The organism is Candidatus Palauibacter sp., assembly GCF_965197445.1.
In the GTDB taxonomy this organism is placed as follows: Bacteria; Gemmatimonadota; Gemmatimonadetes; order Palauibacterales; family Palauibacteraceae; genus Palauibacter.
The window spans coordinates 912,453-937,248 of the sequence record NZ_CBDANE010000005.1; the positions used below are offsets into that span (position 1 = coordinate 912,453).

Below are 24,796 nucleotides of genomic sequence, written 5' to 3' on the forward strand. Positions count from 1 at the left end.
ACTCCTGTGGTCGAGGTCGCTTTCCTGGCCGGCGCGGGCCTTTCCGGCCCCGACGCCCGGGTCTACGCTGAGAAAGATCCCGGTTCGACACAAGGAGGGCGCGATGGGCAACGGAGGCGCAACGGAGCGCGCAATGGAGCGCGGATCCTCGCGGCGGTAGCGATCCTCTGCTTCGGTGGAGAGGGTGCCGCCGCACAGGAGCGCGACTCGCTATCCGACGAAGTACGGTCCTACCTGAGCGTCTCGGCCCCCGTCGTCGCGCTGGAAAACGTCCTCCTCTTCGACGGCACCGGCGACCCCGCGCGACCCCGACAGACGGTCCTCATCCGCGGAAACCGGATCGAAGCCGTCGGCGCGGCGGGCGACATCGATATTCCGCCCGGCGCGGAGAGGCTGGACCTCGCGGGCCACTCGGTGATGCCCGGCATGGTCGGCCTCCACAACCACATGTTCTACTACCAGTCCACGCCCCGGACGTCGCAGATGCAGTACTCGGGTCCGCGCCTGTACCTCGGAGCCGGCGTCACCACCGTTCGCACGACCGGCAGCGTGTCCCCCTATCAGGACATCTCGCTCAAGGGGGCGATCGAGAGGGGAGAGACGCCGGGGCCCCGGATTCTGATCACCGCCCCGTACGTCATCAGTCCGGGACCGGATGAGCGGCTCCGCGATCTGGGGATGTACGCGATCCGCGACGAGGAGGCGGCACGGCGGTATGTGCGCTATTGGGCCGCGGAGGGGGCCGAGTGGATCAAGGCCTACACCCAGATCACGCGGGAAGCGCTCGGCACGATCATCGACGAGGCGCACCTGCAGGGGATGAAGGTGACGGCGCACCTGTGCTCGGTGGGGTTCCTCGAAGCCACCGCAATGGGGATCGACAACCTCGAGCACGGTCTGTGGGCGAACTCCGAGTACGACACGACGCGCGAACCCGACAGGTGCAGCCCGAACTACCAGAGGAGCGTGGCGGAACTGGACATGGACGACCCAAGGGTGGCGGAGACGATCGACGAGATGGTTGCCGCGGGCGTCGGCATGACCTCCACGCTGGCGGTCGCCGAGCAGGCCACGCCGCTCGTGCCCGATCTCACGCCGCGCGACCTCGGGGCGCTCCCCGAACACGTCGTGGAGGCGGAAATGGAGCGCCGCTCGATCTTCCGGACGACGGAGATGCCGTGGATGATCGACCTGTTCGAGAACATGCTCGAGTTCGAACTCGCGTTCGTGGAAGCGGGGGGCGTGCTGGCCGCCGGCGTCGACCCGGCCTGGGGCGCGCTCCCCGGCTACGGCGATCAACGCAACTTCGAGATCCTCGTTGACGCGGGTTTCGAACCTGCCGCCGCCGTCCGGATTGTGAGCGCGAACGGGGCGCGGATCCTCGGCCTCGACGACGAACTGGGCACGGTCGCCGCGGGCAAGCTCGCCGACCTCATCGTGATCGAGGGCGACATCGAACTCCGGCCCTCGGACATCCGCAACGTGCGCCTGGTGTTCAAGGACGGGCTGGGCTACGACCCGGACAGGCTCACGGCCGCCGTCGCCGGCCAGGTCGGCGTCCGATGATTCATGCGGCCTATCTCGAGCTGGCGATGCGGATGCAGCTACCGCTCGCCACCCTCGACAGAGCCTTGGCCGCCGCCGCGCGAGCCGCGAGTCTGGAGGTGCCGGCACTCGAGTAGACGCCCCGCCCAACCGGGCAGGCCAGGCAGGCCTCCGGCGTCATCGGCGTTCGAGGGAATCCAGCATCAGCTCGAGATCATGCGGCGCAAGGAATTCGTGACGGGCCCCTCGCCTTGTGAGGGCGAGCAGACCCGCCGCAGCCAAGCCGTGCAGGTCGGCCCTGGCCGTGTTGGTGGTGACGCCGTGGCTGGTCTGATGCGACCGGACCGTGTACCGAAAGCCGGGATGCCGGAGCGCGTGGCCCAGCAGGCGGAGTTGCCGGTGATTCCATTCCCCGCCGTCCCGCAACCGATCCTCGATGGTCCTAACCTCCGAAACCTTCTTCCGAACGTAGTCCCTCAGGGCATCGATGCTCCGGGTGATGACGCGAAGCTGGTGATCGATGAAGTAGGTAAGGTCTCCCTCATCGGTCTCCGTATGCAGGTAGGCCGTGGCGTACCGCGCGGGGGCCTCCCTCAGAATCCGGGAGACCGTGAGGAAGCGAGCGAGTGAGTAGCCGTACCGAGCCATCGCCCAATAGAAGAGCGCCCTCGCCACGCGTCCGTTCCCGTCCACGAATGGATGATCGTAGCCGATCATGAAGTGGAGGGTGATGGCGCGAAGGACCGGATGGAGCCACTCGTCGGGTGTTCGGCCGTTGGCGAAGGCCAGGAGCCGCTTCATGCGCTCCGGCAACTCGCTCGCCTCCGGCGGGACGTGGGCGATCTCGTCCTCCGGCGAGTTAAGGAGGGTTACCACGGTTTTGTCCGATGCCTGCCGGTAGACGCCGGCCTTCTCCGGGTCATCCAACGTCCCGTCGACGAGCATGCGGTGCAGTTCAAACACGGCGGTCTCGGTGAGATCCTCCCGGGCGAGTTCTTCGATCCGCTCGTTCGCCCGGTAGTGGTTGAGGATCATCCGCTCGCCGCGCGTCCTCGGCCTCCGGCCCGCGCGGACCATCTCCCGGGCTGCGGCCCGCGTGGTGGCGGCCCCCTCCAGCTGGCTGGAATAGATCGCCTCCTCGACGATGGAGTTCGCCAGCAGGTACTTGCGCCCGTGGGCGTCCACGAGGTCGTGGACATCGGATCGAGGGCCGACCATACCCAACGTCTGGTCGATCTCGTGTAGCCGTTTCCGTATCGGCGCGGTGTGAACCATCGTGAAGGCCCGGCCGCACTTCTGAACGAAGGGAGTCTCTTCCCTCGCCATCAGGCGGGCCAGTTTGGTTCCCGCCCACCACTCCTCGGGCGCGAGGCCGGCAGGCGGTTCGCGATGGCGCAACTGGTCCCAGTGAAGGTAGGCACCTGCGGCGAGAATCTTGCCTTCACGGATGACCCGCTGCCTCTGCCCCGCAGGCGTGTCGCCAAGGGACGAGAAGATGTCCGGAGGCTTGAGCGGTATCTTCAATGTCAGATTCCTTCACGGAATGTCAATTTACCACGAATTGATAATTCATCGCTGTGCTGCGATCAAGAGGTTCGTGTATAGCATTGATCTAAAATATCTTGGATGATGCAATCATGCGTCGCTGAAGATTGCGCGCGTGGAGGTAGATGCGGCGTGGGAGGGTGCGGCCTGTCAATGTGAGAGGCGGGCGCCACCCTTCCCGTCACCCGCCACCCTTCGCCAGCGTGGCCGCCAGATCGCCCGCGTGCGAGACCGGAAGCGTCGAGATCCGGTCGTCGAGCGGGTACGCCTCCTCTCCGGGATAGACGATCCAGAGGTGCGAGAGGTCCAGATCCTGAAGCGCCACGCGCATGGAACGCGTCGTGCCGGGCGCATCCGCGAACTTGCACTCGAAACCGTACCGCTTGCCGCCACGGAGGACGAGCAAGTCCAGTTCGGCACCTCCGTGCGTCGCCCAGAAATACGCGTCCCGAGTGTCGAGGCCGGCGAGCAGTTGTTCCACTGCGAACCCTTCGAAGGACGCCCCGACCTTGTGGTGCCCCGCGAGTTCATTCTCGCGGGACAATCCGAGCAACTCGTGCAGGAGTCCGGTGTCGCGCACATACACTTTCGGCGCCTTCACCTGCCGTTTCCTCAGGTTCTCGAGCCACGGCGGAAGCGCACGCACCATGAAGGCTCCGGTGAGGATGTCGAGATACCTGCGCGCCGTGGCCTCGCTGGTTCCCAGGGCGCGGGCGAACTCCGCTCCGTTCCACGTCTGTCCATGGTAATGGGCGATCATGGTCCAGAATCGCCTGAGCCGTTCGGCCGGAATCGTGATCCCGAGCTGCGGGATATCTCGTTCGAGGAAGGTGCGTATGAAGCTCCGTCGCCACAGGCTCGCGCGACGGTCATCGCGTGCCAGGTAGCTGCGCGGGAAGCCGCCGCGCGTCCAGAGTTTTTGCCACTCCTTCGCGTCCACCTCTCCCAGGTGGAATCCGCCCAGGTCGACGAGTCCGACCCGGCCCGCGAGCGATTCGGAGACGCCTCGGACCAGCCGGGGCGAGGCGCTGCCGAGGAGCAGGAGCCGCGCACGGTTCGCGGGCCGGTCCACGAGCACGCGGATCGTCTCGAAGAGGGACGGCAAGCGCTGGATCTCGTCGATGACGACCAGTCCTTCGAGGGGGCCAAGCGTCTGCTCGGGAGTGGCCAGACGGCGGCGGTCGACCCCGGCCTCGAGGTCGAAGTAGGAACTCGCCGGGGCGTCCGCCACGATCCGCTCGGCGAGGGTAGATTTTCCACATTGGCGCGGACCGGTCAGCGCGACGCAGGGATGCACCGAGAATTCTTCGCGAATGCGACGTGTCGGTATCGGTCGTTCGATGAACATTTCGAACAATAATACTTGAAAATCCGCATCTCAACAACTGATTTTCACGAAACTAAGAGATGCGGTCACACCTGCGTGTCTAGCGGATCTCGACGTCGTCCAGTTCGAAGGCGAACGATCCGAGCGGCGCCTGCGCCACGAAGGCCAGGCCCGCGATGATCGACGGGTCGGCGGTGGCGAAGCTCTCGAGCGGGATCTCGACGACGGTCCACTCCGGTCCGGCGACGAAGGGGACCATGGGCGGCACGGTGGCCGCGGCCCCCGCGCCGAACAGCATCACGGTGTAGCTCCGTCCGTCCCCGCGGGTGCGGAAGCGCAGGACGACACGGCCGGAGAAATCGACCGCCTGCATCGGTTGAGCGCCGAGAAACCAGATGGCGCCCGCCCATGGGAACGCGAATCCGACCTTCGTTTCGCCGCTCACGACGAGCGCGCCCTCCTCCACGGCCAGGTCCGCCGTGGAAGCGCCCCCGTTCATCGCGTCCGTCGTCACCTGCCAGCCGAATCCGAAGCCGGAGTCGATTCCGTCCTCGAAGTCGACGATGATCGGTCCCTCGGGTGCCACCGCGATCTCCGGAGCGGACCCCGTCGCGGCGGCTTCGCGCGAGACGGGGTAGCCGTCCTTCCAGATCGTGACGATGTCGGTCGTGCGCGACACGTCACCTTCCAGGTCGCCCCGCACCAGCAGGAGATCGGCGATATAATCCTCCGCGATCCGCCCGCGCTCGGGGATTCCGAAAGCCTCGGCGGCGGCCGAGGTCGCCGCGGCGAGCACATCGGCGCTCTCCAGATCGGCCTCCGCGAGCAGCCGAAGTTCCCCGTGCATCGAGATCCCGGCGGCCGTCGTCGGATTCGGGACATCCGTGCCCGCGACGATCCGGACGCCTGCCGTGTGCAGGCGCCGTACATTCTCGAGCGCGACGCCGGCATCCGGCCCCGCGCGCACCCGTGAACGATCGCTCAGCATCTGCCGCTGCATCGGCGAGACCAGCGCCTCGTCTGCCTCGGCGAGGACCCGCAGGCCGGTGGAATCCCCGAACATGCCGGTGATGACGGACAGCGTGGGGACGACGAACGTCCCCGCCACCGAAATCCGGCGGGCATCCTCCTCGGAGATGACGGCGTCGTGCCAGACGTGGACCAGACCATCGGCGCCCATCGCGACCGCTTCGAGTGCCCGCTCCAGCGTACTGACGTGCACGACGGCCAGCAGCCCCTCGGCATGGGTGGCCGCGATCAGGACCGCGATCGTCTCGCGGTCGAGCGTCGGGATCTCCCTGCCGTAGGTGCCTCCGTCCTCGGAAACGATCTTGATCCAGTCGGAGCCTTCCGCCTTCCGCGCCCGAACCCAGGCGGCGGCGTTCGCGGGGTCCGTCAGGGCCTCCACGGCCAGCCCGAACTGCGTGCCGTGACCGCCGGGCGCCGTCGCCAGCATCCCCGCCGAGAAGAGGTCGGCTTCGTCTGTACGCGCGATTTCGTCTCGGGCCGCTCTCGCACCGGCCAGGAGGGCAGGGTCGGTGAACTGATCGAGTACGGAGGTCACGCCGAAGCGGAGCGCGTCCCCCAGCGTCCCGCCGAACGTGTGGACGTGGCCGTCTACGAGGCCGGGGAGCAGTGTGTGGCCGCGCCCGTCGACGCGGGGCAGGTCGTCCGGCAGCCGGAGCCTCGGTCCGAGCGCGCGCACCCGACCGTCCTCGATCCAGACATCCTGATTCCGTCCGAACGATTCGCCGTCGAACAGCGTCACGTCCACAATCGCGAAGCTCTCCTCCGGCAGCTCCTGTCCCGGGGCGGCCGCGTCACCCGGAACCGGGAGCGTTGCCAATGCGGCGACGAATCCCCCGGCCGCGGCTACAAGAATCCACAGGCTTCGGATACCGGATCGGTTCCCCGCATTCATGACATGCCTCCCGGGCGAATCGAGACGGCGCCGGTCCCCGCCCGCCGGAACCCGAAAGCGGCGACGGCGAGAAAGGCGAGCGATTGAACACCGAGCACCGAGACGTGCAGTAGCGTGGTCTGTCCCCCATCCATGGCGATGATCTTGAGCGCAAGCTGCGCCTGGTGATAGGCTGGCAGCACGTTGGCGACATCCTGCAGGGCCGCCGGGAAGATCGTGATCGGGATCCAGAGTCCGGACAGCATGGCCATGGGAAGGAACACGAGGTTGGTGATGGCCACTGCGGCACGCCCCCTCGACCACGCTCCGACGGCAAGCCCCAGAGCGCAGAAGGGGATCACTCCGGCGAGCACGACTCCGGCGAGGGCGAACCATTGCCAGCGGTACAGCATCACGCCGGCCCCATAGGCGCCGAGAAGGAAGATCCCCAGCACGACAGCCGCTCCGAAGGCGATCGCCATCGCCACCTTGGCGAGCAGATAGGCTGCCGCCGGCATCGGCGTGGTCCGTTTGAGGAGGAGGACGCCCGAGTCGCGTTCCATGGCGAGCCCGGCACCGAAACCGAACAACGAAGGGCCCATGACTCCGAAGACGCTGTACGTCGCCAGCATGTACGTGGGCGCGGCGGCGGAAAAGCTCCCCGCCCCCATGAGCACGCCGAAGAACAGGTAAAAGATCAGGGGGAAGAGCAGCGTCGGGATCGCGAAGGCGGGCTCCCGCAGCACCATCAGGAACTGGTACCGGGCCTCCAGCACGTAGATGCGCCCACGTCGCGCGAGCGTCGCCACCGTCACGAAACAGGCTCCGAAGCGTCCGGCGCTCGCGTAAGAGCGAGGAAGGCCTCTTCCAGTCCGGCGCCGACCACGGTCAGGTCGCGGAGGTCGGGATCCCGGTCGAAGAGTTCGCGGACCAGCGCCTCGGGGCGGGAGGTCAGGACCTCGAGGTGTTGGCCTCTGGTCTCGGACCTGACGACACCGGGCACGGACGTCACGCTGTCTCCCGTAACGCGGGTCACGCAGCGGACCAGGCGCGCGGCGGTGCGGGACTTAATCGTCGACGGCGCGCCTTCCGCGATGACGCGCCCGCGATGGAGGACGACGATTCGATCCGCGAGCGCGTCCGCCTCTTCAAGATAGTGCGTCGTCAGAACCGTGGTCCGCCCGGACTCGCGGTGGCGACGAATCTCCTCCCACAGCCCGCGCCGGACTTCCACGTCGAGGCCCGCGGTAGGTTCATCGAGGAATACAAGCTGCGGGTCGCCACAGAGGGCGAGCGCGAACATGACCCGTTGCTTCTGTCCCCCGGAGAGCTTGCCGAACCTGCGTCCCGCGAGTCCCTCGATCCCCGCCATGGCGAGCAGACGGGAAGCCGGCACCGGAGCGGGGTAGTAGGCGCGGAAAAGGTCGATGTGTTCGCCTACCGTGAGCGTATCGGGTACGCCGGAGATCTGGAGCATCGCGCCTCGGCAGGCTCGAACCTCGGGAGCGTCGGGTCGCTGCCCGAAGACGGTCGCTCTTCCGGTCTGCACGGGCAGGCTCCCGAGCAGCAGATGGATCGCGGTCGTCTTGCCCGCCCCGTTGGGACCCAGCACCGCCAGCACCTCGCCGCGCCGGACCTCGAGATCCACCTCCTCCAACGCGACCACGGATCCGTATCGATGGGTCACGCCCGAAAGACGGGCGATGGGTTCTTCAGACATCCTTCGCAGATCCTCTTCGTCCTGGACGACCCGGCGGGGACCGGGCCTTCCGCAGAGCTTACGAACGCCTCGGCCGGAGGTTTCGGGACCCGGGATGCTAAGCTCGAACGGGAAGGAACTGCTGCATCATGTGGACGGGAGCGCGGTATTCGTCGCCGTCCTTTTCGAGCAGGGTCGTCGGCCAGGAGCCAGTTAAGATCTCGGGTGAGCGTCTTCGCGGTCTTCGTGGAATAAAGACGCGCCAGGACGGGAGCGAGATCGGGAATGTCGCGCTTCCTCGCCGGCTCCGCGTGCCGTCCCAGGACGAGGACCACCTCCCGGCGCCGATTCATGGCGGGTGAACGAGGATGGAGCCGGAACCTCCAGTAGACGTAGTGTTCCCATGCCAGCCATGACTGCACCCCTTCCACGTAACGGCACTGTTCCTCGAGGCCGTCCAGAAAACCCTGCAGCGAATAGACGATGAACCCGAGTGCGTTCCCACGGCCGCCGTTGGCGCGGCTCGAACGGTCCAACTGCCGGTAGTAGTCGGCGCGCGTGAGACTGTAGTGATTGCTGAGGAGATGGGTGGCGGGAGAGGGCACGCCGGCGCGCGCCAGGATGAGGAACTCCGCGAGTCTCGCCGTACGGCCGTTCCCATCGCCGAAGGGATGGATCCAGGCAATGTACAGGTGTGCGAGGATCGCACGCAGGAGCGCCACGGCGACCGCACTCCCCAGGTGCTCCTCAAGGTCCGGCCAGGCCGCGTCTTCCTCCAACCATTCGCACAGCCGTTCGAGCAGAAACCGGCAGTCCTCTCGCGGAGCTCCCGAGTATCTTGCGACCCCGACGGAGAACGTGGGCACCTCCCCCGGGACAACGCCTTCCTCCAGGTGCTCCTCCAATCCCGCGAGGACGAGGCGGTTGGCCTCGCGAATCCGGTCCGGGGTAAGGCGTAGAGGTTCGCCGGCTATGACCCGCTCGAAGATGTCTTCGCAGGCTCGCAGGATGTTGTCGACTTCCCGGCCCAGATACTCCTGTGATATCGGAAGTTCGAGTTGACCCTCGAGTCTGTCCCGAACCTGCTCTTGGCTCAGCGTGTTACCCTCGATCGCCGTGGTGGCCCGGGCACCCTTGATCAGGTAGAGCTTGTGCATCTCCGCCGCAGCGGCAGGAGGCAGGACGGCCCGGGCGACCTGCTCGCAGCGAGCCGTCGTCTGACCGAGCAAGGACCACAGCTGCGGCGTGGCCCTCGCGAGGCCTGGGCGGAAACGGATCCACGGGTGACTCCGCTCGTACGCGCGTTCATCCATCATCATGTCCACGGGCCGATGTCAAGACGATTACGTACCGAGATGTGTCCATCGATATGTCCAAAATATGCGTCTCGCCTCGGATCGTTCGCAAACGATGAAATTGGCGATTCTTACCGTTCCTCAAGGGGAGGGTCAGGACTCAAGAATCAGAGGTCCATGACCCCCTCGATGTCCATCGGAACGGGCTCCGGTCTCGTGAGGAGGGAAATCGAGAGGAAGAGGACGAGCGAGACCAGAAGCGCCGCCGCTCCGTGATCCACCCCGTAGGGAAGACGGATCCCGCCGAGCCGGAGTCCGAAGTTGACGAACAGACTGCTGGCGATGGCGACGTTCGCCGCCAGGGCGTTGGCCCGTTTCCAGTTGAGTCCGATCGCGATGACCGGGACGAGTCCCGCCGCGAATGTCCCCCAGCCGAATGCGCCCAGCAGGGCCACGAGGTCACCCGAAGAGAGCGCGACGAGGGCGGCCGCGACCGCGAGCAGGCCGGTGATGATGCGGGCCCAGGCGAGTTCGTTCCCGAGCGAGCGTCCCCGGATCGCGATGGGGAGGTCGTGCATGACGGCGGCGGCGCCGATGTTCAGGAACGCGTCCGCGGTGGACATGATCGCGGCAAGTAGCGCGGCGAAGACGACGCCGGCAAGAAGCGGGTGCGTAAAGGTCTGCAGGAACTCCGGCGAGGCCGCGTCCGGGGTCGCGAGCGCCGGGTGTCCCCCGGTAATCACCAGTGTGCGCATCGCGAAGCCGATCCCGATCCAGAGCAGCGCCGCGACGCTGTAGGCGAGGACACCGAGCGGTATCACGTACCGCAGTTCCTTCATGCGCCGGAGCATCATGAACTTGGTGATGATGTGAGGCTGCCCGGCCACGCCGATACCGAACACGAAGAACCAGGCGAGCGCACCCATGATGCCGATCGTTCCCCAGGGCCCGCCTGCCGCCCGGTCGTCCGCCGCCACGATCCGGCTGATCTCGGCCAGTCCGCCGTCGAACGTCCCGAGCACCGTGACGAAGACGAGCGTGGAAGCGACGATCATGATCGCGCCCTGGATCACGTCGGTATAGACCGAGGCCACGATGCCCCCGGTGACCGAGTAGAAGATGAGGACGGAGCAGGAGATGGCGACGCAGAGCGCGAGGCTCGGCTCCCGGAGCACGCCGGCCTCGGCCAACACGCCCTGCAGCACGATCGACATGGCCAGGATCTGCGTCGCGAGGTAGCCCAGCACGCCGAGCAGGATCACGACGGCCACGGAGGCGCGCACCGACTGTGCGCCATAGCGCGCCGCGGCCACGTCCGGGAGCGATACGCATTCGCGAAGCTCCGCCACCAGTCGAATGCGCTTCGCCACCAGGTTGAGCACAATGATGTTGGAGATGACGATCGTACCGAGAATCCAGATTGAACTCGTTCCCATCGAGTACATGAGCCCGGGTCCTCCCACGAACCCGAACCCGCTCATGGTGCTCGAGAAGATTGCGAATGCGGTGACGAACGTCCCCAGCCTGCGCCCCGCCACGAAGAAGTCCTGCGCAGACGTGGTGCGACGGAGCGACCAGAGCCCGATGGCGACGCAGAGCGCCATGTATGCGATCACGGCGATCAGCGTGATCAGGGCGCGATTCGCCTCCACGGACCGCTAGGCCTCGCCGTCGCGGGGGGGGTGACGCCGGCTCTTCGCCTCGGACACGATCTCGTCGAAGCGGGCCTGCTCCTCGGGGCCGAAGTAGGCGTCCTCGAACTTCCACGTGATCGCGATGAGCGGGATCCACGGCGCCAGCGAGAGCCCGTACACCAGCACAGACGTTGATGCCGTGAAACCCAGAACGATCGTCGTGTCGCCGGTGACGTAGGCGCCGAAGCTCCACATGAGGATGACGAAGACGAGGACGTAGCCCACCGTCCACGCGGATACCGCCCGGTGAATCCAGTGTCCCGCCCGGAACCCGATCAGCATCGTGACCCACATGGTGCCGAGCATGACGATGCCGGCGACGTACGCGGCCCAAACGGGGGCGCCCAGTTCGCCCGCGTCGATCCCCACCTGCATGGGGCCGAACTCGGGGTGAGGGAGCGGTGTGTCCCGCCCGGCTCCCGCCGCGACCGCGATCACAAGCAGCCCGAGCAGGACCGAGCACAGCGCGAGAAGCAGCGCCATCAGGCGGTTCATGCGAGCCGTATCGCGGATCCGGATCCCCCCTCGGTGTGTGAAGCGCCGAAGTTGCCACGCCGTGAGCCGTGGCGCGAGACCGCTTCGCGCTGGACTTGACGGGTCGGTGCTGTGAGTTTGCCGCTCCCCGACCGCCGGGCGGCGGGGCCGACGCTCAGCCCAGCACAACCAGAGAATCGCGTGGAGACGCCATGACTGCACCAGCGCGGGTCGCCATCACGGGGGCCGCAGGCAATATCGGATACGCCCTCGCCTTCAGGATTGCGGCGGGCGACATGCTCGGGCCCGACCAGCCCGTCGCCCTGCAACTGCTGGAGATCGCGCCCGCGCTCGACGCGCTGCGGGGCGTCCAGATGGAACTCAACGACTGCGCGTTTCCGCTACTGCACGGGGTCGCGGGCACCGCGGACGTGAACGAAGGCCTGGAGGGCGTCGACTACGCCCTGCTTGTGGGCGCAAAGCCGCGGGGGCCCGGGATGGAGCGGGGCGATCTGCTGGCCGACAACGGGAGGATCTTCGGTCCGCAGGGCCGGGCGCTGAGCGACCACGCATCACCCGACGTGCGCGTCCTCGTAGTCGGGAACCCGGCGAACACGAACTGCCTCATCGCGGCGGCGAACGCCCCCAGGCTCGACCGGCGCCAGTTCACGGCCATGACGCGGCTCGACCACAACCGGGCGATCAGCCAGTTGGCCGAGAAGACGGGAGCGCACGCTACGGACATCCGGCGCATGACGATCTGGGGCAATCACTCGGCCACGCAGTACCCGGACATCAGCCACTGCTCGGTGGCCGGTTCCGCGGCCGGGGACCTCGTCGAGGAGGCCTGGTATCGCGACACCTTCATCCCGAAGGTGCAGAAGCGCGGCGCCGAGATCATCCAGGCACGCGGCGCCTCGTCCGCTGCCTCGGCGGCTTCGGCTGCCATCGACCACATGCGGACCTGGGCGCACGGCACGCCGGAGGGCGACTGGGCCAGCATGGCCATCCACGCGGACGGCCGGTACGGCGTGGCCGACGGCGTGGTCTACTCACACCCGGTGAGCTGCGCGGGCGGTGACTACTCCGTCGTCGAGGGTCTGGAGCTGAGCGACTTCAGCCGCGAGCGCATGAGCGTCACCGACGCCGAGTTGCGGCAGGAGCGCGAGGCGGTCGCGAACCTTCTCGGGTGACGGCCCCCGGGATGGTCGCCAAGGGGCTGACCCCCATCCTGAACGTCTCCGACCTCCAGAAGAGCTTCGCGTGGTTCGAACGGTTGGGATGGAACAAGAGATGGGAGTGGGGCAGTCCACCCGACTTCGGAGGCGTCACTTCCGGCGACCACCAGATCTTCCTGTGTCAGGGCTGTCAGGGCGGTAGAGGCCGAAGTGCCCTGGAGAGCACGTTCGGGCCGGGGGGCGATGACGCCGCCGACAAGGGCGTGTGGATGTCGGTCTGGGTGGAAGATGTCGATGCCGTCCAGCAACGCTGTGTCGAACAGGGCCTGGAGATCACATGGCCCGCGACGGATATGCCCTGGGGAGTGCGCGAAATGCACGTCCGGCACCCCGATGGGCATGTGTTCCGCATCAGCCGCGGCATTGACCTCGAGTAAGGTGCGGGCCTTGGCCGCCGCGCCCGGTACGGGCAGGTCGCCACCACGACCGTTCCTCCTCGACATGATCGGCAATGTAGCTACGTTTGTAGTTATTACGGCGGCACGTTCATGTCATCGGCGGTGGTTCTGCAGGGCCGGCTGGTCGTTATCGCCCACACGCCGCGTGGCGGGAACACCCGGATCATCTCAGGGAGTCGAGCGTGACCAAACGTCTCGCTGCCGTGTCGAACGCAGGCCTGGAGGCCGCCGCGAACGTTGAGGGCAGCCCTCCGGCCGAGGTCCGCGATCTCGTGCAGGTGTCGTCCGGACGCGATGGTCGAGAGCACCTCGATCGCATCGAGCGCGTTCGTCTTCCCGGAGCCGTTCGGGCCGATGAGGATGGTAAGAGGCCGCCGCAACAAGTCGATCCGGGCGTCCCGGAAGCTCTTGAAGTTCTCGAAACGGTGCATGTTGCGTGCGTGCCTGCGGAGGTGGTCGCCGCCTCGGTTCCCCGCAACTTGACGGTCGTACGGTGGCTTGGCTATCGGCGGCGCTTTCGGTGGCGGAGAATCCGCGCCGCGGCCGCGGCGCCGGGGCGTCCGTTGAGCCCGCCCCCGGGGTGCGTGCCGGCGCCGCACAGGTAGAGGCCCGCGATGGGCGTGCGGTAACGTGCCCAGCCTCCGACCGGTCGACCGAAGAAGACCTGGTCGAGCGTCATCTCGCCGTGGTAGATGTTCCCCTCGGGCAGCGCGAAGCGGTCGGCGAGGTCTGCGGACGTGAGTACGTGCCGGTGGAGGATCGCCGCCTCGAGATTGGGCGCGTGCGCGGCCAGCGTCGCGATGACCGCGTCGCCCAGCGCTTCACGCCGAGTCGCGTCCCATGGTCCGTCGGCCAGGTCGAAGGGCGCGTACTGAGCCACCGCGGACAGGACGTGACGGCCTTCCGGAGCCAGGCCGGGATCCAGCGCGCTCGTCAGGACGGCATCGACGACCGGACGTGACGACGTTCGTCCGTACTTCGCATCGTCGTAGGCACGTTCGATGTACTCGACGCTTGGTGCGATGGTGATCGACGAGCCGGCCAGCACGGCGGCCCGGGCTGCGCTGTCGCCGGTTCGGAAGCTTGGCGGCTCGCCGAGGGCGAGGTGCACCTTCGCACAGACGCCCCGGTACTTGATGTTGTCCAGCGCGCGGACGAACTCGGGTGCCAGTTCGCCGGGGTCGACGAGGCCGAGCAGGGTTCGGCCCGGATCCGCGTTCGATACGATGCACGGCGCCGAGATCCGCTCGCCCCCGGCGAGTTCGATGCCCGTCGCGCGCCCATCTTCCACGCAAATCGAGGCCACCCCGTGACCGAGGCGGATCTCCGCGCCCGCAGCGGCCGCGACCCGCTGAAGGACACTGCCCAGTTCGCCCATCCCGCCGCGCACCTGCCGCCGGCGCCGAACGACGCCGTCCGCGCCCACTCCGTGCAGGAACATGTACCCCGTGCCCGAAGCCAGCGGCCCCTGACACATCCCCCGTACCCCGTCCGCCGCGAGCGCGCCCTTGAGCGCCTCGCTCTCGAACCATTCGTACAGCAACTCCTCGACCGTCATGGGGATGAGCCGCATGAGCTCCAGGGCGTCGCGCCGGCCTACGCGGCCCAGCCTCGCGCCCAGGCGGAGAAGTTCCCAAAGGTCCGCGCGGTCCGCGCCGGCAATCCGCGGCGGCAGCGTCCGGTAGAGCAACGCGAGCACCTGGCTCACCCGCGACATCGCCGCCACGAAGTCGGGCCAGCGCGCCGCGTCGCGCGCCGAAAAGCGCCGAATCCGGTCGGCCGTGGGCGCCGGATCCGCCTCCAGAATGAGCGCCTCGCCCTCCGGTTGCGGCGACACGACGCACGGGTCGGGGGACAGGATCTGCAGCCCGGCGCCCGCGAGGTCGAGATCCTCTACGACTCGCGGATCGAGCCCGGTCAGGCTGTGAGCGCCCGTGTCCACCCGATAGCCGGGCCACAGCTCCTCGGTCGCGGCACACCCGCCCGCCGCCTCGCGCCGTTCGACGATGACGACTCGCAGCCCGGCGCGCGCCAGATATGTGGCCGCGATGAGCCCGTTGTGCCCGGCCCCGATGACGATGGCGTCGTAGCGGCTCACCGGCGCCCCCGCCGCCGGTCTCTCAGGATCTCGAGCGCCGCGAGCCGCCCCGACGCGCCGCACACGCCGCCGCCCGGGTGGGTGCCCGAGCCGCATTGGTAGAATCCGCGCACGGGCGTCCGGTAGTCGGCCCACGCCGGAGAGGGACGGAAGAAGAAGAGCTGCTGGGGCGTCAGCTCGCCGTGGAAGATGTTCCCCTCGGTGAGGCCGAGTTGCTCCTGCATGTCCAGCGGCGTGAGCACCTGCCGGTGGAGGATGGAGTCCCTCAGATTCGGCACATACTCCGCCAGCGTGTCCACGACGGCGTCCCCGAACGCCTCCCTCTTCGCGTTGTCCCAGCCTCCTGCGATATCGAACGCCGCATACTGTACGAAGATCGACATCACGTGCCGCCCCGGCGGCGCCATCCCGGGGTCGATCATCGACGGGATCACGATGTCCATGTAGGGCCGCCGCGAGAATCCGCCGTACTTGGCGTCGTCGTAGGCTCGTTCCAGGTAGTCGACGCTCGGGCTGATCGAGAACGCGCCCCGCAGGTGGGGCCCGTCGCCCGGCAGGCAGGCGAACTCCGGCCGCTCCGCCAGCGAGAGGTTGACCTTGCCCGAGGACCCGCGGATGCGGAAGCGCCGAATCGCGTCCACCAGCTCCCGCGGCAACTCTTCAGGGTCCAGGAGGTCGAGGAATGTCCGCTTCGGATCCACCCCGGAGACGACGGTCGTCGCCCGCAGTTCCTCGCCGTCCTCGAGAACGACGCCCGCCGCACGTCCATGGCGCGTGAGGACTCGATCGACGGTAGCCCGAGTCCGGATCTCGGCCCCGTGGGCTCGCGCCGCGGAGGCGATGGATTCGCTCACCATCCCGTTCCCGCCCTTCGCGAACCCCCAGGCCCGGAATACGCCGTCGATCTCCCCCATGTAATGATGGAGGAGGACGTATGCCGTCCCTGGTGATCGCGGGCCGAGGAAGGTTCCGATGATCCCGCTCGCCGACATCGTCGCCTTGAGCACATCCGACTCGAACCACTCATCGAGGTAATCGGCCGCGCTCATCGTGCCGAGCTTGAAGAGCGCGTGGAACTGCCGCTCATCCAGGCCCCGTACGTGTCTGCCCAACTCGAGCAGCGTCCGCAGGTCCCGCACGCCCGGAGAGAGCGGGTCGGGCGGTACGATCCCGAGGAGGGGCTTCACCGCCCACGCGAGTTGGTACATGAGCGTCGCGAAGTCGTCGTAAGCTTCAGCGTCTCTCGGCGAATGGCGGTACAGTTCGCGTCGCGTCTGGTCGTGATCGGCCCAGCGCCCCAGGTAGTCGCCGTTCGGGAGCGGCGTGACCGTGCTCCCAAGCGGCAGGATCTCGAGCCCGTGTCGCGCGAGCTGGAGGTCGCGGATGATTTCGGGCCGGAGCAGGCTGACCACGTAGGACGCCACCGAGTACTTGAAGCCCGCGAAGATCTCTTCCGTCACGGCGGCCCCGCCGACCAGGTGCCGGCGCTCGAGTACGACGACCCGCAACCCGGCCCGGGCCAGATAGGCCGCGTTGATGAGTCCGTTGTGCCCGCCGCCGACGACGATGACATCGTACGTATTGGTTGCGGTCATGCGGTCGAACGCCGGGTGGCGCGCTTGCGGTCGGGGTCGAAGAACGGCGTCGGCACTACGGTGGCCCGCGCCCGACGCCTCTGGTGCTCGACCGTCACCTCGATCTCGACTTCGGTCCCGACCAAGGCAAAGTCCGCTCGTAGATGCGCCAGCCCCAGGTAGGTCTTGAGGGTCGGCGACCAGCCCTGGCTCGTGGCGTACCCGACCTGACGAGAGCCGGAGTAGAGGGGCACGCTGTCTCGTAGCGTCGTCCCGGGCAGCTGGGGCGGCAGGTTGACCTCCGCATACGCCTCCTCCAGCGACTCCCAGTCGAGGGTGATCCCGCGGAAGCGCCACTCGGCGGGGCGGGCCGACTCCGCGCGGAGGGCTGCCCGGCCCACGTAGTTCGACGCGTCCAGCGACACGGTCCAGCCGAGGCCGAGCTCATACGGCGACGACTTCTGGTCCGCGATGATCGCCCGCTGCGCGGGCACGTAGTCCACGTCGACGAGGAGCAGGCCGGCCTCGATCCGCGCCATGTCGAGCGCCAGCATGCCCGCCGGGGCAAGGCCGAACGGCTCGCCCGCCGCCGTGAGCGCGTCCCACAGCGGGATCGCGTCCCCGGCGTCCACCCAGATCTCGTACCCGAGGTCGCCCGTGTACCCGGTGCGGGAGATCTCCGCACGGAACCCGGCGATCCGCGCCGACATCACGCCAAAATAGCGCAATCCCTCCACGTCCCCGTCCGTGATCCGCTGGAGGAGCTCCCGCGAGAGCGGCCCCTGCAGCGCGAGTGCGCCCAGGCGCTCTGTCTCCTCCACGAGTTCGACGTCGAGCCCTCGGGAGTTCTCGTGCAGCCACCCGAGCGTGGGTTCCGCCGAAGTGAGCCGGAAGTCCGTCTCACCGAGCCGGTGGAGGGTTCCGTCGTCCCGGACCTTGCCCGCCCCGTCGCACCAGGCCGTGTAGTACACCTGCCCCACGGCCTGCCGGCCTACATCCCGCGTCACGACGCGGTCGGCGAGCGCCGCCGCCCCCGGACCCGAGAGCCGGTACTTGTAGAGCGGGGAGACATCGATGAGCGCGGCCGCCGACCTGATGGCGTGATACTCGTGCTCGTGCGTGGGCTCGTACGAACCGGCGGCAAGGTGCCCGGCCCAGCGCCGCCAGTTCCCCGCCTGGCAGAGCGGGCCGGTCCGCTCGTGGAAGGGAGTCCTGCGAAGGACCCCCGCTGCGGACGCCCTCAGCCCGGGAGCCGCAGCGCGACCAGTTCCCCCGGCACGCCACGTCCCCCCACCGCGACAACGATGTACTGCTTCCCGTCGTGCATGTAGGTCATCGGCACGCCCGTCTGGTGCGACGGAAGCTCGATCTCGGCCCGGATCTCGCCCGTGGCCTTGTCGTGAGCGCGCAGGAGCCCGGTGAGGTCTGCGGACATCGTCCCGCCGCCCGTGCCCGCAAACAGAAGCGTGCGCGTCGCGAGGAGCCCGGCCCGGCTCGGTCGTCCCGTCCTGGGGATCTCGACCCCCTCGAGCGCCGGGTGCTCTTCCACGAACGAGGGCGTGTGGTCGTTCGCGATCGCCCACACCTTCTGTCCCGTCGTCATGTCGAGCGCGGTGATTCTGCCCCAGGGCGGCTTCATGAGCGGGAGTCCCTGCGGCCCGCCCACGCCGCGCGGGCGTCCTGCGATATACTGCATGTTCGACGATTCGGGATCGTTCACGAGACCGATCACCGTGGGCCGCGTCGCGGACCCCACGAACAACCGCTGCGTCTCCGGGTCGTACGCGGCGCCCGGCCAGTTTGCCCCACCGAGGCTGCCGGGCGTGATCAGCGTGCCCTGCTTGCCTCCCTCCACGAGCACGGTGGGAGGCGTGAACAACTCTCCGAGCGTGAGGTTCTTCGCGATCTCGACCGCCTGCGCCTTGAGTTCCGGCGTGAGATCGATGAGGTCGTCCTCCGTGGCGCCCTGCACGTCGAACGGCACGGGCAGCGTCGGGAACGGTTGGGTGGGCGCGTACCACTCGCCGGGGACATCGCCCGCCGGCACCGGCCGCTCTTCGATCGGCCATACCGGCTCGCCCGTCACGCGGTCGAAGACGTAGGTGAAGGACTGTTTGGTCACCTGCGCCACGGCCGGGATCTCGCGCCCGTCCACCGTGATGTCCATCAGAATCGGCGCGGCCGGTGGATCGAAGTCCCAGATCCCGTGGTGCACCGTCTGGAAGTACCAGACTACCTCGCCGTTCCTTGCGTCCACGCACACGAGGCTCTGCGAGTAGAGGTTGTTTCCGGGTCGGTGCCCTCCGTAGTAGTCGCCGGTCCCCGACTCGACGGGCAGATAGACGTAGCCCAGATCGAGATCGGCCGTGAACGGCGTCCAGACCGCGGTGTTCCCCGTGTAGTCCCAGGACCCTTCCTCCCACGTCTCGTGCCCCGGATCGCCGGGCTGCGGGATGGTGTGGAACGTCCAGAGTTGCTCGCCCGTCCGCGCGTCGAACCCTCGCACATGGCCCGGCGGCATCTCCTTCGTCGGAGGCCGTCCCCCCTGCGGAAGCGCTGCCCCGACGACAATCACGTCCCCGACGACCACGGGCGGCGAGCTTGACCCGATGCGGTCGTTCACGAGATCGATCTCCCGTCCGAGTCCCAGCTTGAGGTCGACGATGCCACCCTCGCCGAAGGCCGGGTCGGGGACGCCGGTCTTCGCGTCCAGCGAGACCATGTGGTAGGCCGGTGTGATGAGAAGCACCCGCTCCTCGACGCCATCGGTCCAGTAGCCGACGCCGCGGCCGGAGTTGCCGCGCGGCGCGTTGCGGCCACGCTCCCCCTCGTCGAGCCGATACATCCAGAGCGTCTCGCCGGTCTCCGGGTCGAGCGCCACCGCCGCGCGCCGAAATCCCGCCGTCGCGTAGACCGTACCATTCGCGTACAGCGGCGTCACCCGGTAGTAGGCTTCGGGCGTCGGGCCGAAGTTCCGCGCCTGCCAGTGCCACGCGATCTCGAGGTCCTCGACGTTCGAGGCGTCGATCTGGTCGAGCGGCGCATAGCGCGTGGACCCGGCGTCTCCGGCCCAGTACGTCCATTCTCCGTCCTGGGCGCCAGCCTGCGCCGCCACCGGATGCGGATCACCCGGCAGCCCCACGCACAGCAGGACCAGACCCGTGAACCAACCGGCATGCCTGTTGCTTCGGTTCATCCGTTCCACTCCGTGAGACAGATGTGACTCCCACTCGGCCCGCTGCGGCTCCTCCCGCCAACGCCTACACTCCGTCGCGACGCGCCGGGCGGCAACCGTCCCACGCGCGCGTGTACCGACGTATATTCCGCTCTCACCGAACTCTGGAGTAACGCGGAGACGAATGATGGCAAGAGGTTTCACGGCGACGATACTGGCGGCCGCGCTCGCCGTGTCCTGCGGCGCGGAGGCCACCGGACCCCTGGCCGCCCTGTGCGCCACCCGGCACGGGGCCGAAGTGTGTGTCGACCGACCCCAGTACCGGCCCACCCAGTCCGTCACCATCACCACGCGCAACGTCTCGGGCGACCCGATCTTCAAGGACGTGTGCGCGACCAGACTCGTCGGCGTGACGAACCTGGAGGTGGACTTTGAGGAGTTCTATGATCCGCGGCTACATTGCGGCGCCGGGGTCACATTGGCGGACATCGCGGAGCGGATGGTCGAGATCGGGCCCGGAGCGTCGTTCGAGGAGGCCCTGACGCTCCAGTCGTTCGCCTTCCAGGGCTACTATCGCGCGCATGTGTGGATCCTGGACGCGGAAGGCCGTCTCGTGGCCGAAACTCCGGCGCCCAGCGGGATCTTCGAAGTATTCCCCTCGGCCCAATAGCTGTCATGACCCGCGCCGCCCGCCGGGCCACACGCAGCGTTCGGACCGGAATCGACTGGCTCGTGACGTTGAGGCTCTCCGCGACGTTGGCGGCCTTCGCGACGGCCGCGATCCCGACGGTGGCGGTCCTGGCGGCCCAGACCCCGGTGCAGGTGCGGGAATACGAGGCGCCACGAACCGTTACGCCCGTCGTCCTCGACGGAGCCCTGGACGACCCGGCATGGCGGGTCGCGCCGTGGACGCAGTCTTTCGTCGATATTCGCGGCGAAGGCTGGCCCGATCCGAGCCGGACGACGCGCGTGAAGATCACATGGGACGAGCACGGCCTGTACGTGGGCGCCGAACTCGAGGAGCCCCACCTGTGGGCCACATTGGCCGACCGCGACGCGATCGTGTACCGCGAGAACGACTTCGAGGTCTTCCTCGATCCCGACGGTGATGGCCTCGCCTATTACGAACTCGAGATCAACGCCCTCGGCACCGAATTCGATCTCTTTCTCGACAAGCCGTATCGACGCAAGGGCAAGGCGAACGTCGGGTGGGACATGGAAGGCCTGCGTACGGCGGTTCGTCTCGAGGGCACGCTGAACGACCCGTCCGACGGGGACGCCGGCTGGTCCGTCGAGATCGCGATCCCCTGGTCCGCGTTCCGCCCTCCCGAAGCCCCGCGGCATGCCGCGGCCGGCGCGCCTCGGCCGGGAGAGGTCTGGCGCGTGAACTTCTCGCGCGTGCAATGGCCCCTGGTGGTCGTGGACGGAGAATACCGCAAGGAGCGTGAACCCGTGGACTGGAGCGACCATCCGGAACACAACTGGGTCTGGTCTCCACAGGGCGAGATCGACATGCACATTCCGGAGAGGTGGGGCCTGCTGCGCTTCGTGGAGCCCCGATGAGACGCAGGGACTTCGTCCGGACCGCCGGGAGTGCGGTGCTTCTGGGGACGCTCCCCGCCTGCGCGCCCCGCGAAGGTGAGGAACCGTCCTTCACAGTGTGGGCGTGGGTGCACGGGAACCGGGACCATGACGCCGGCGAGTGGGGCCGTCGCTTCGCCCGTCTGCGGGAGGCCGGTTTCCACGCGGTCCTCGTGGGCGGGGGCGACATCGACAGGATCTCGGGGGCCGCCCGCTCTGCGGGACTCGAGTATCATCACTGGTTCTGGACGCTCAACCGCAACGGCGACGCCTGGGTGCGGGAGAACCATCCCGAGTGGTTCACCGTGAGCCGGAACCTCGCGAGTTCGCTCGATCGGCCGCCCTACGTCGGATACTACCGGTGGGTCTGCCCCTCGCGCGGACCCGTGCGCGAGTATCTGGGCGGGAGGATCGCGAAACTGGCCGCCAACCCGGCGGTGGACGGCGTGCATCTCGACTATGTGCGCCACTGCGACGTCATCCTCCCGCGCGCCCTGTGGGAGACGTACGACCTCGTGCAGGATGTCGAGCACCCGGAGTTCGACTACTGCTACTGCGATGTCTGCCGCGAGCAGTTCACCGCCCTGGACGGCAGAGATCCGCTCGACATTCCCGACCCTCCGGCCGACGAAGCCTGGCGACGCTTCCGCTGGGACGGCGTGACCCGCGTCGTCAGGGAACTCGCGGACGCGGCGCACGAGAACGGCAAGCCGATCTCCGCGGCCGTCTTCCCCACGCCCTCCATCGCGCGAAGGCTGGTCCGGCAGGACTGGGATCGCTGGCCGCTCGACCGCTTCTTCCCGATGCTCTACCAGGGGTTCTATCTGGAGGACATCGACTGGATCGGCGCCGGCGTGCGCGAGGGCGTCGCTGCGCTCGGGGCCGCTGACTTGGGGGGAGGCCGCGGCGCCGGGAAGGTGCGGCCTCTGAACGCCGGACTCTACCTGCCGTCCCTCGATCCCGGCCAGCTCGCCGAAGCCGTGGCTACCGCCCGGGCCGCGGGCGCGTCGGGGGTGTCCATGTTCGAGATGGAAGGCCTCACCGACGCACACCTCGCGGCCCTGAGAGACGCGACAGTCTAAGCAGTTCGCAGCAAGAGCACGGTCGCCCTCTTGTCCCTCGGGGACAGGTCCACCAACATCGATGGGCTGCGCTGGGCCACCGCGAACCGAAGGAGTCTGCCATGTCTCGCCGCATCCTCGGATTCGGAATCCTCGCCGTCCTCACTGTCTTCCCCCTTGCCACCTCTCTCACGGCACAACGCCGTGCGATGACGATCGTCGACCTCATGGACATCCCGGGCCTCGCCGATCCACGCATTTCGCCGGATGGATCGGAGGTGCTGTATGCGAGGACGGATACCGACTGGGAAGCCAACGGGACCATATCGCATATCTGGCGCGTCGCCCTGGACGGCTCCGGCACTGCACGCATGACCAACGGAGAGGGCGGCGAGTCGAACCCCCGCTGGTCGCCGGATGGCACACGCATCGCGTTCGTGGCGGACCGGCACGACACCGAGCATGACCAGGTCTTCGTGATGCCCACCGGCGGGGGCGAGGCGTGGGCCGTGAGCGAGCACCCCATGCCCGTCAGTTCGATCTCGTGGTCCGCCGATGGCGCGTGGATCTATTTCATGGCCGTGGATGAGAAGTCCGAGGCGGAGAAGGCGAGGGAGGCCGTGAACGACAATGTCTTCCGCTACGAGGAAGACAAACGCCCCACCGGACTGTGGCGGGTCTCGAGCGCGGGCGGCCCGGCCGAGCGCGTAACCGAGGCCGGGATGATGGTGCGCGGATACTCCCTCTCCCGCGACGGGACGATGCTCCTCGCGCAGCTGGCGCCGACCGCCCTGTACGACGACCTGCTCACGTCGGAACTGTGGACGATGGCTCCGGATGGGACGGGCGCCCGTCAGATCACGGACAACGGCGTCGGCGAGGTCAACGCCGCTCTCTCACCCGACAACGGCCATGCGCTCTTCATCTCCAATACCAATGACGAACTGAGCGACTTCTACTTCAACCAGCGCCTGTTCGTCGTCCCGACAGACGGCGGGGACCCCGTCTCCGTCCTCCCGGGAGGGAGCTTCGACGTGAACGCGGCGATGTGGTCGCGGGACGGCCGCTCCATCTACTTCCGCGCGAACACGGGGGTTCGCCAGCAACTCTATTCCGTCCCAGCCGATGCCACCGACGCGGGAAGAGCCGAGCCGATCACCGAGGGGGATCATTCCGTCGGCGCCTGGGACTATCACCCCGGCTCCGGCACGCACCTCGTTTCGGTCAGCAGTTCCACCAACGCCGGAGACCTGCGGGCGATGGCCGGGTCCGGGTCGCTGCAACAAGTGACCCATCTCTTCGACTATCTGGCCGATGAGTTCCTCCTGCCCCGGATCGAGGCGGTCCAGTACACCGGCGAGGACGGGGTCGAGGTGGAGGGCCTGATCTTCTTTCCCATCGACTATCAGGAAGGCGTCCGCTACCCGCTCGTCGTCCAGACGCACGGCGGGCCGCCGTCGTCCGACAAGTTCCGCTTCTCGCGCTCGAGCAACTATGAAGCCGTGCTCGCGGCGCGCGGCTGGTTCGTGTTCAAGCCCAACTACCGCGGGTCGACCGGGTACGGCGACGCCTTCCTGCGCAATATGATCGGCAACTATTTCGACCAGGCGCACAAGGATGTGATGGCCGGAGTCGACTATCTGATCGATCGCGGGCTCGTGGACGGCGACCGCATGGCGAAAATGGGCTGGAGCGCCGGTGGTCACATGACGAACAAGATCATCACCTATACGGACCGCTTCAAAGCCGCTTCATCCGGCGCCGGGGCCGTGAACTGGATGTCGATGTACGCGCAGTCCGACGTCCGCATCTACCGCACGCCGTGGTTCGGGGGCACGCCCTGGTCCGAGGACGCCCCGATCGAGCAGTACATGGCCGACTCTCCGCTGTTCGACCTCCACAAGGTCGTGACGCCGACCCTGGTTCTGGTAGGCGAGAACGACGAGCGCGTGCCCATGCCGCAGTCCGTCGAACTGTACCAGGGCCTCAAGCACAACGGCGTGCCCACGCACCTCTATGTCGCGCCGGAACAGGGCCACGGCTGGGTCGAACTCCAGCAACGGCTGTTCAAGGCGAACGTGGAATTGGACTGGTACTACCAGTGGGTGCTGGGCGAGGAGTACGAGTGGGAGGCCTCTCCCGTCCACCCCGACAAGAAGGAGGCCGTCACCACGGCCGGCGGGTGAGCCCAG

20 protein-coding genes are annotated in these 24,796 nt (G+C 67.7%); 7 read left to right on the forward strand and 13 right to left on the reverse strand.

The genetic code is table 11. The features are described from left to right. The first annotated feature begins 6 nt into the window (after positions 1–6). On the forward strand, positions 7–1,566 hold the full coding sequence (locus tag ACN9M6_RS11335) for an amidohydrolase family protein (protein ID WP_419163013.1): 1,560 nt from the start codon (positions 7–9) through the stop codon (positions 1,564–1,566). 156 nt (positions 1,567–1,722) lie between these two features. On the opposite strand, the gene ACN9M6_RS11340 is transcribed toward ACN9M6_RS11335, so the two are convergent. From ACN9M6_RS11340 to ACN9M6_RS11375, 8 genes are all read right to left on the reverse strand, one after another. Beyond that, the gene (locus ACN9M6_RS11340) at positions 1,723–3,069 is read right to left on the reverse strand and encodes a Fic family protein (RefSeq protein WP_419163014.1); all 1,347 of its coding nucleotides are present in this window, start codon (positions 3,067–3,069) and stop codon (positions 1,723–1,725) included. 202 nt (positions 3,070–3,271) lie between these two features. Beyond that, the gene (locus ACN9M6_RS11345; protein WP_419163015.1) at positions 3,272–4,438 is read right to left on the reverse strand and encodes an ATP-binding protein; all 1,167 of its coding nucleotides are present in this window, start codon (positions 4,436–4,438) and stop codon (positions 3,272–3,274) included. 79 nt (positions 4,439–4,517) lie between these two features. Beyond that, positions 4,518–6,338 carry a CIA30 family protein gene (locus ACN9M6_RS11350; protein WP_419163016.1) on the reverse strand — a complete coding sequence of 607 codons (1,821 nt, stop codon included), beginning with the start codon at positions 6,336–6,338 and terminating at the stop codon, positions 4,518–4,520. Then, a complete protein-coding gene (locus tag ACN9M6_RS11355) occupies positions 6,335–7,132 on the reverse strand; it encodes an ABC transporter permease (RefSeq protein ID WP_419163017.1) in 798 nt (265 codons plus the stop codon). The genes ACN9M6_RS11350 and ACN9M6_RS11355 overlap by 4 nt, the downstream gene beginning before the upstream one ends. After that, positions 7,129–8,037 carry an ABC transporter ATP-binding protein gene (locus tag ACN9M6_RS11360; RefSeq protein ID WP_419163018.1) on the reverse strand — a complete coding sequence of 303 codons (909 nt, stop codon included), beginning with the start codon at positions 8,035–8,037 and terminating at the stop codon, positions 7,129–7,131. Before ACN9M6_RS11360 ends, ACN9M6_RS11355 begins: the two co-directional genes overlap by 4 nt. Beyond that, positions 8,001–9,329, reverse strand: a complete 1,329-nt coding sequence (locus ACN9M6_RS11365) for a Fic family protein (protein WP_419163019.1) — start codon at positions 9,327–9,329, stop codon at positions 8,001–8,003. Before ACN9M6_RS11365 ends, ACN9M6_RS11360 begins: the two co-directional genes overlap by 37 nt. A 149-nt stretch (positions 9,330–9,478) precedes the next feature. Then, entirely contained in the window at positions 9,479–10,963 is a 1,485-nt protein-coding gene (locus ACN9M6_RS11370) for a sodium:solute symporter family transporter (protein ID WP_419163020.1), read from the reverse strand. Between the two features lie 6 nt (positions 10,964–10,969). Beyond that, entirely contained in the window at positions 10,970–11,500 is a 531-nt protein-coding gene (locus ACN9M6_RS11375; RefSeq protein WP_419163021.1) for a hypothetical protein, read from the reverse strand. Positions 11,501–11,691: 191 nt separating this feature from the next. On the opposite strand from ACN9M6_RS11375, the gene ACN9M6_RS11380 reads away from it, so the two are divergent. After that, the gene (locus ACN9M6_RS11380) at positions 11,692–12,672 is read left to right on the forward strand and encodes a malate dehydrogenase (RefSeq protein WP_419163022.1); all 981 of its coding nucleotides are present in this window, start codon (positions 11,692–11,694) and stop codon (positions 12,670–12,672) included. Continuing rightward, complete coding sequence (locus ACN9M6_RS11385) at positions 12,669–13,094, forward strand: bleomycin resistance family protein (protein ID WP_419163023.1); 426 nt, start codon at positions 12,669–12,671, stop codon at positions 13,092–13,094. The genes ACN9M6_RS11380 and ACN9M6_RS11385 overlap by 4 nt, the downstream gene beginning before the upstream one ends. Before the next feature lie 95 nt (positions 13,095–13,189). Here ACN9M6_RS11385 and ACN9M6_RS11390 read toward each other — a convergent pair whose 3' ends face one another. From ACN9M6_RS11390 to ACN9M6_RS11410, 5 genes are all read right to left on the reverse strand, one after another. Continuing rightward, the gene (locus ACN9M6_RS11390) at positions 13,190–13,546 is read right to left on the reverse strand and encodes an AAA family ATPase (protein ID WP_419163024.1); all 357 of its coding nucleotides are present in this window, start codon (positions 13,544–13,546) and stop codon (positions 13,190–13,192) included. 71 nt (positions 13,547–13,617) lie between these two features. Beyond that, positions 13,618–15,213: a phytoene desaturase family protein gene (locus ACN9M6_RS11395; RefSeq protein WP_419163025.1), complete on the reverse strand. Its 1,596-nt coding sequence runs from the start codon at positions 15,211–15,213 to the stop codon at positions 13,618–13,620. After that, positions 15,210–16,808 (reverse strand): phytoene desaturase family protein, encoded by a 1,599-nt coding sequence (locus tag ACN9M6_RS11400; protein ID WP_419163026.1) that lies wholly within the window; start codon positions 16,806–16,808, stop codon positions 15,210–15,212. Before ACN9M6_RS11400 ends, ACN9M6_RS11395 begins: the two co-directional genes overlap by 4 nt. After that, positions 16,805–18,031 carry an aminomethyltransferase family protein gene (locus ACN9M6_RS11405; protein ID WP_419163750.1) on the reverse strand — a complete coding sequence of 409 codons (1,227 nt, stop codon included), beginning with the start codon at positions 18,029–18,031 and terminating at the stop codon, positions 16,805–16,807. The genes ACN9M6_RS11400 and ACN9M6_RS11405 overlap by 4 nt, the downstream gene beginning before the upstream one ends. Continuing rightward, the gene (locus ACN9M6_RS11410; RefSeq protein WP_419163027.1) at positions 18,028–19,983 is read right to left on the reverse strand and encodes a PQQ-binding-like beta-propeller repeat protein; all 1,956 of its coding nucleotides are present in this window, start codon (positions 19,981–19,983) and stop codon (positions 18,028–18,030) included. Before ACN9M6_RS11410 ends, ACN9M6_RS11405 begins: the two co-directional genes overlap by 4 nt. A 163-nt stretch (positions 19,984–20,146) precedes the next feature. Here ACN9M6_RS11410 and ACN9M6_RS11415 point away from each other — a divergent pair, with 163 nt between their 5' ends. The 4 genes from ACN9M6_RS11415 to ACN9M6_RS11430 all read left to right on the forward strand — a co-directional run bounded on the left by ACN9M6_RS11415 (position 20,147) and on the right by ACN9M6_RS11430 (position 24,790). Beyond that, entirely contained in the window at positions 20,147–20,632 is a 486-nt protein-coding gene (locus ACN9M6_RS11415; protein WP_419163028.1) for a hypothetical protein, read from the forward strand. A gap of 5 nt (positions 20,633–20,637) precedes the next feature. After that, a complete protein-coding gene (locus ACN9M6_RS11420) occupies positions 20,638–21,525 on the forward strand; it encodes a carbohydrate-binding family 9-like protein (protein WP_419163029.1) in 888 nt (295 codons plus the stop codon). Next, a complete protein-coding gene (locus ACN9M6_RS11425; RefSeq protein ID WP_419163030.1) occupies positions 21,522–22,625 on the forward strand; it encodes a hypothetical protein in 1,104 nt (367 codons plus the stop codon). Before ACN9M6_RS11420 ends, ACN9M6_RS11425 begins: the two co-directional genes overlap by 4 nt. Before the next feature lie 101 nt (positions 22,626–22,726). Beyond that, on the forward strand, positions 22,727–24,790 hold the full coding sequence (locus tag ACN9M6_RS11430) for a prolyl oligopeptidase family serine peptidase (RefSeq protein ID WP_419163031.1): 2,064 nt from the start codon (positions 22,727–22,729) through the stop codon (positions 24,788–24,790). The last annotated feature ends 6 nt before the right edge of the window (positions 24,791–24,796 follow it).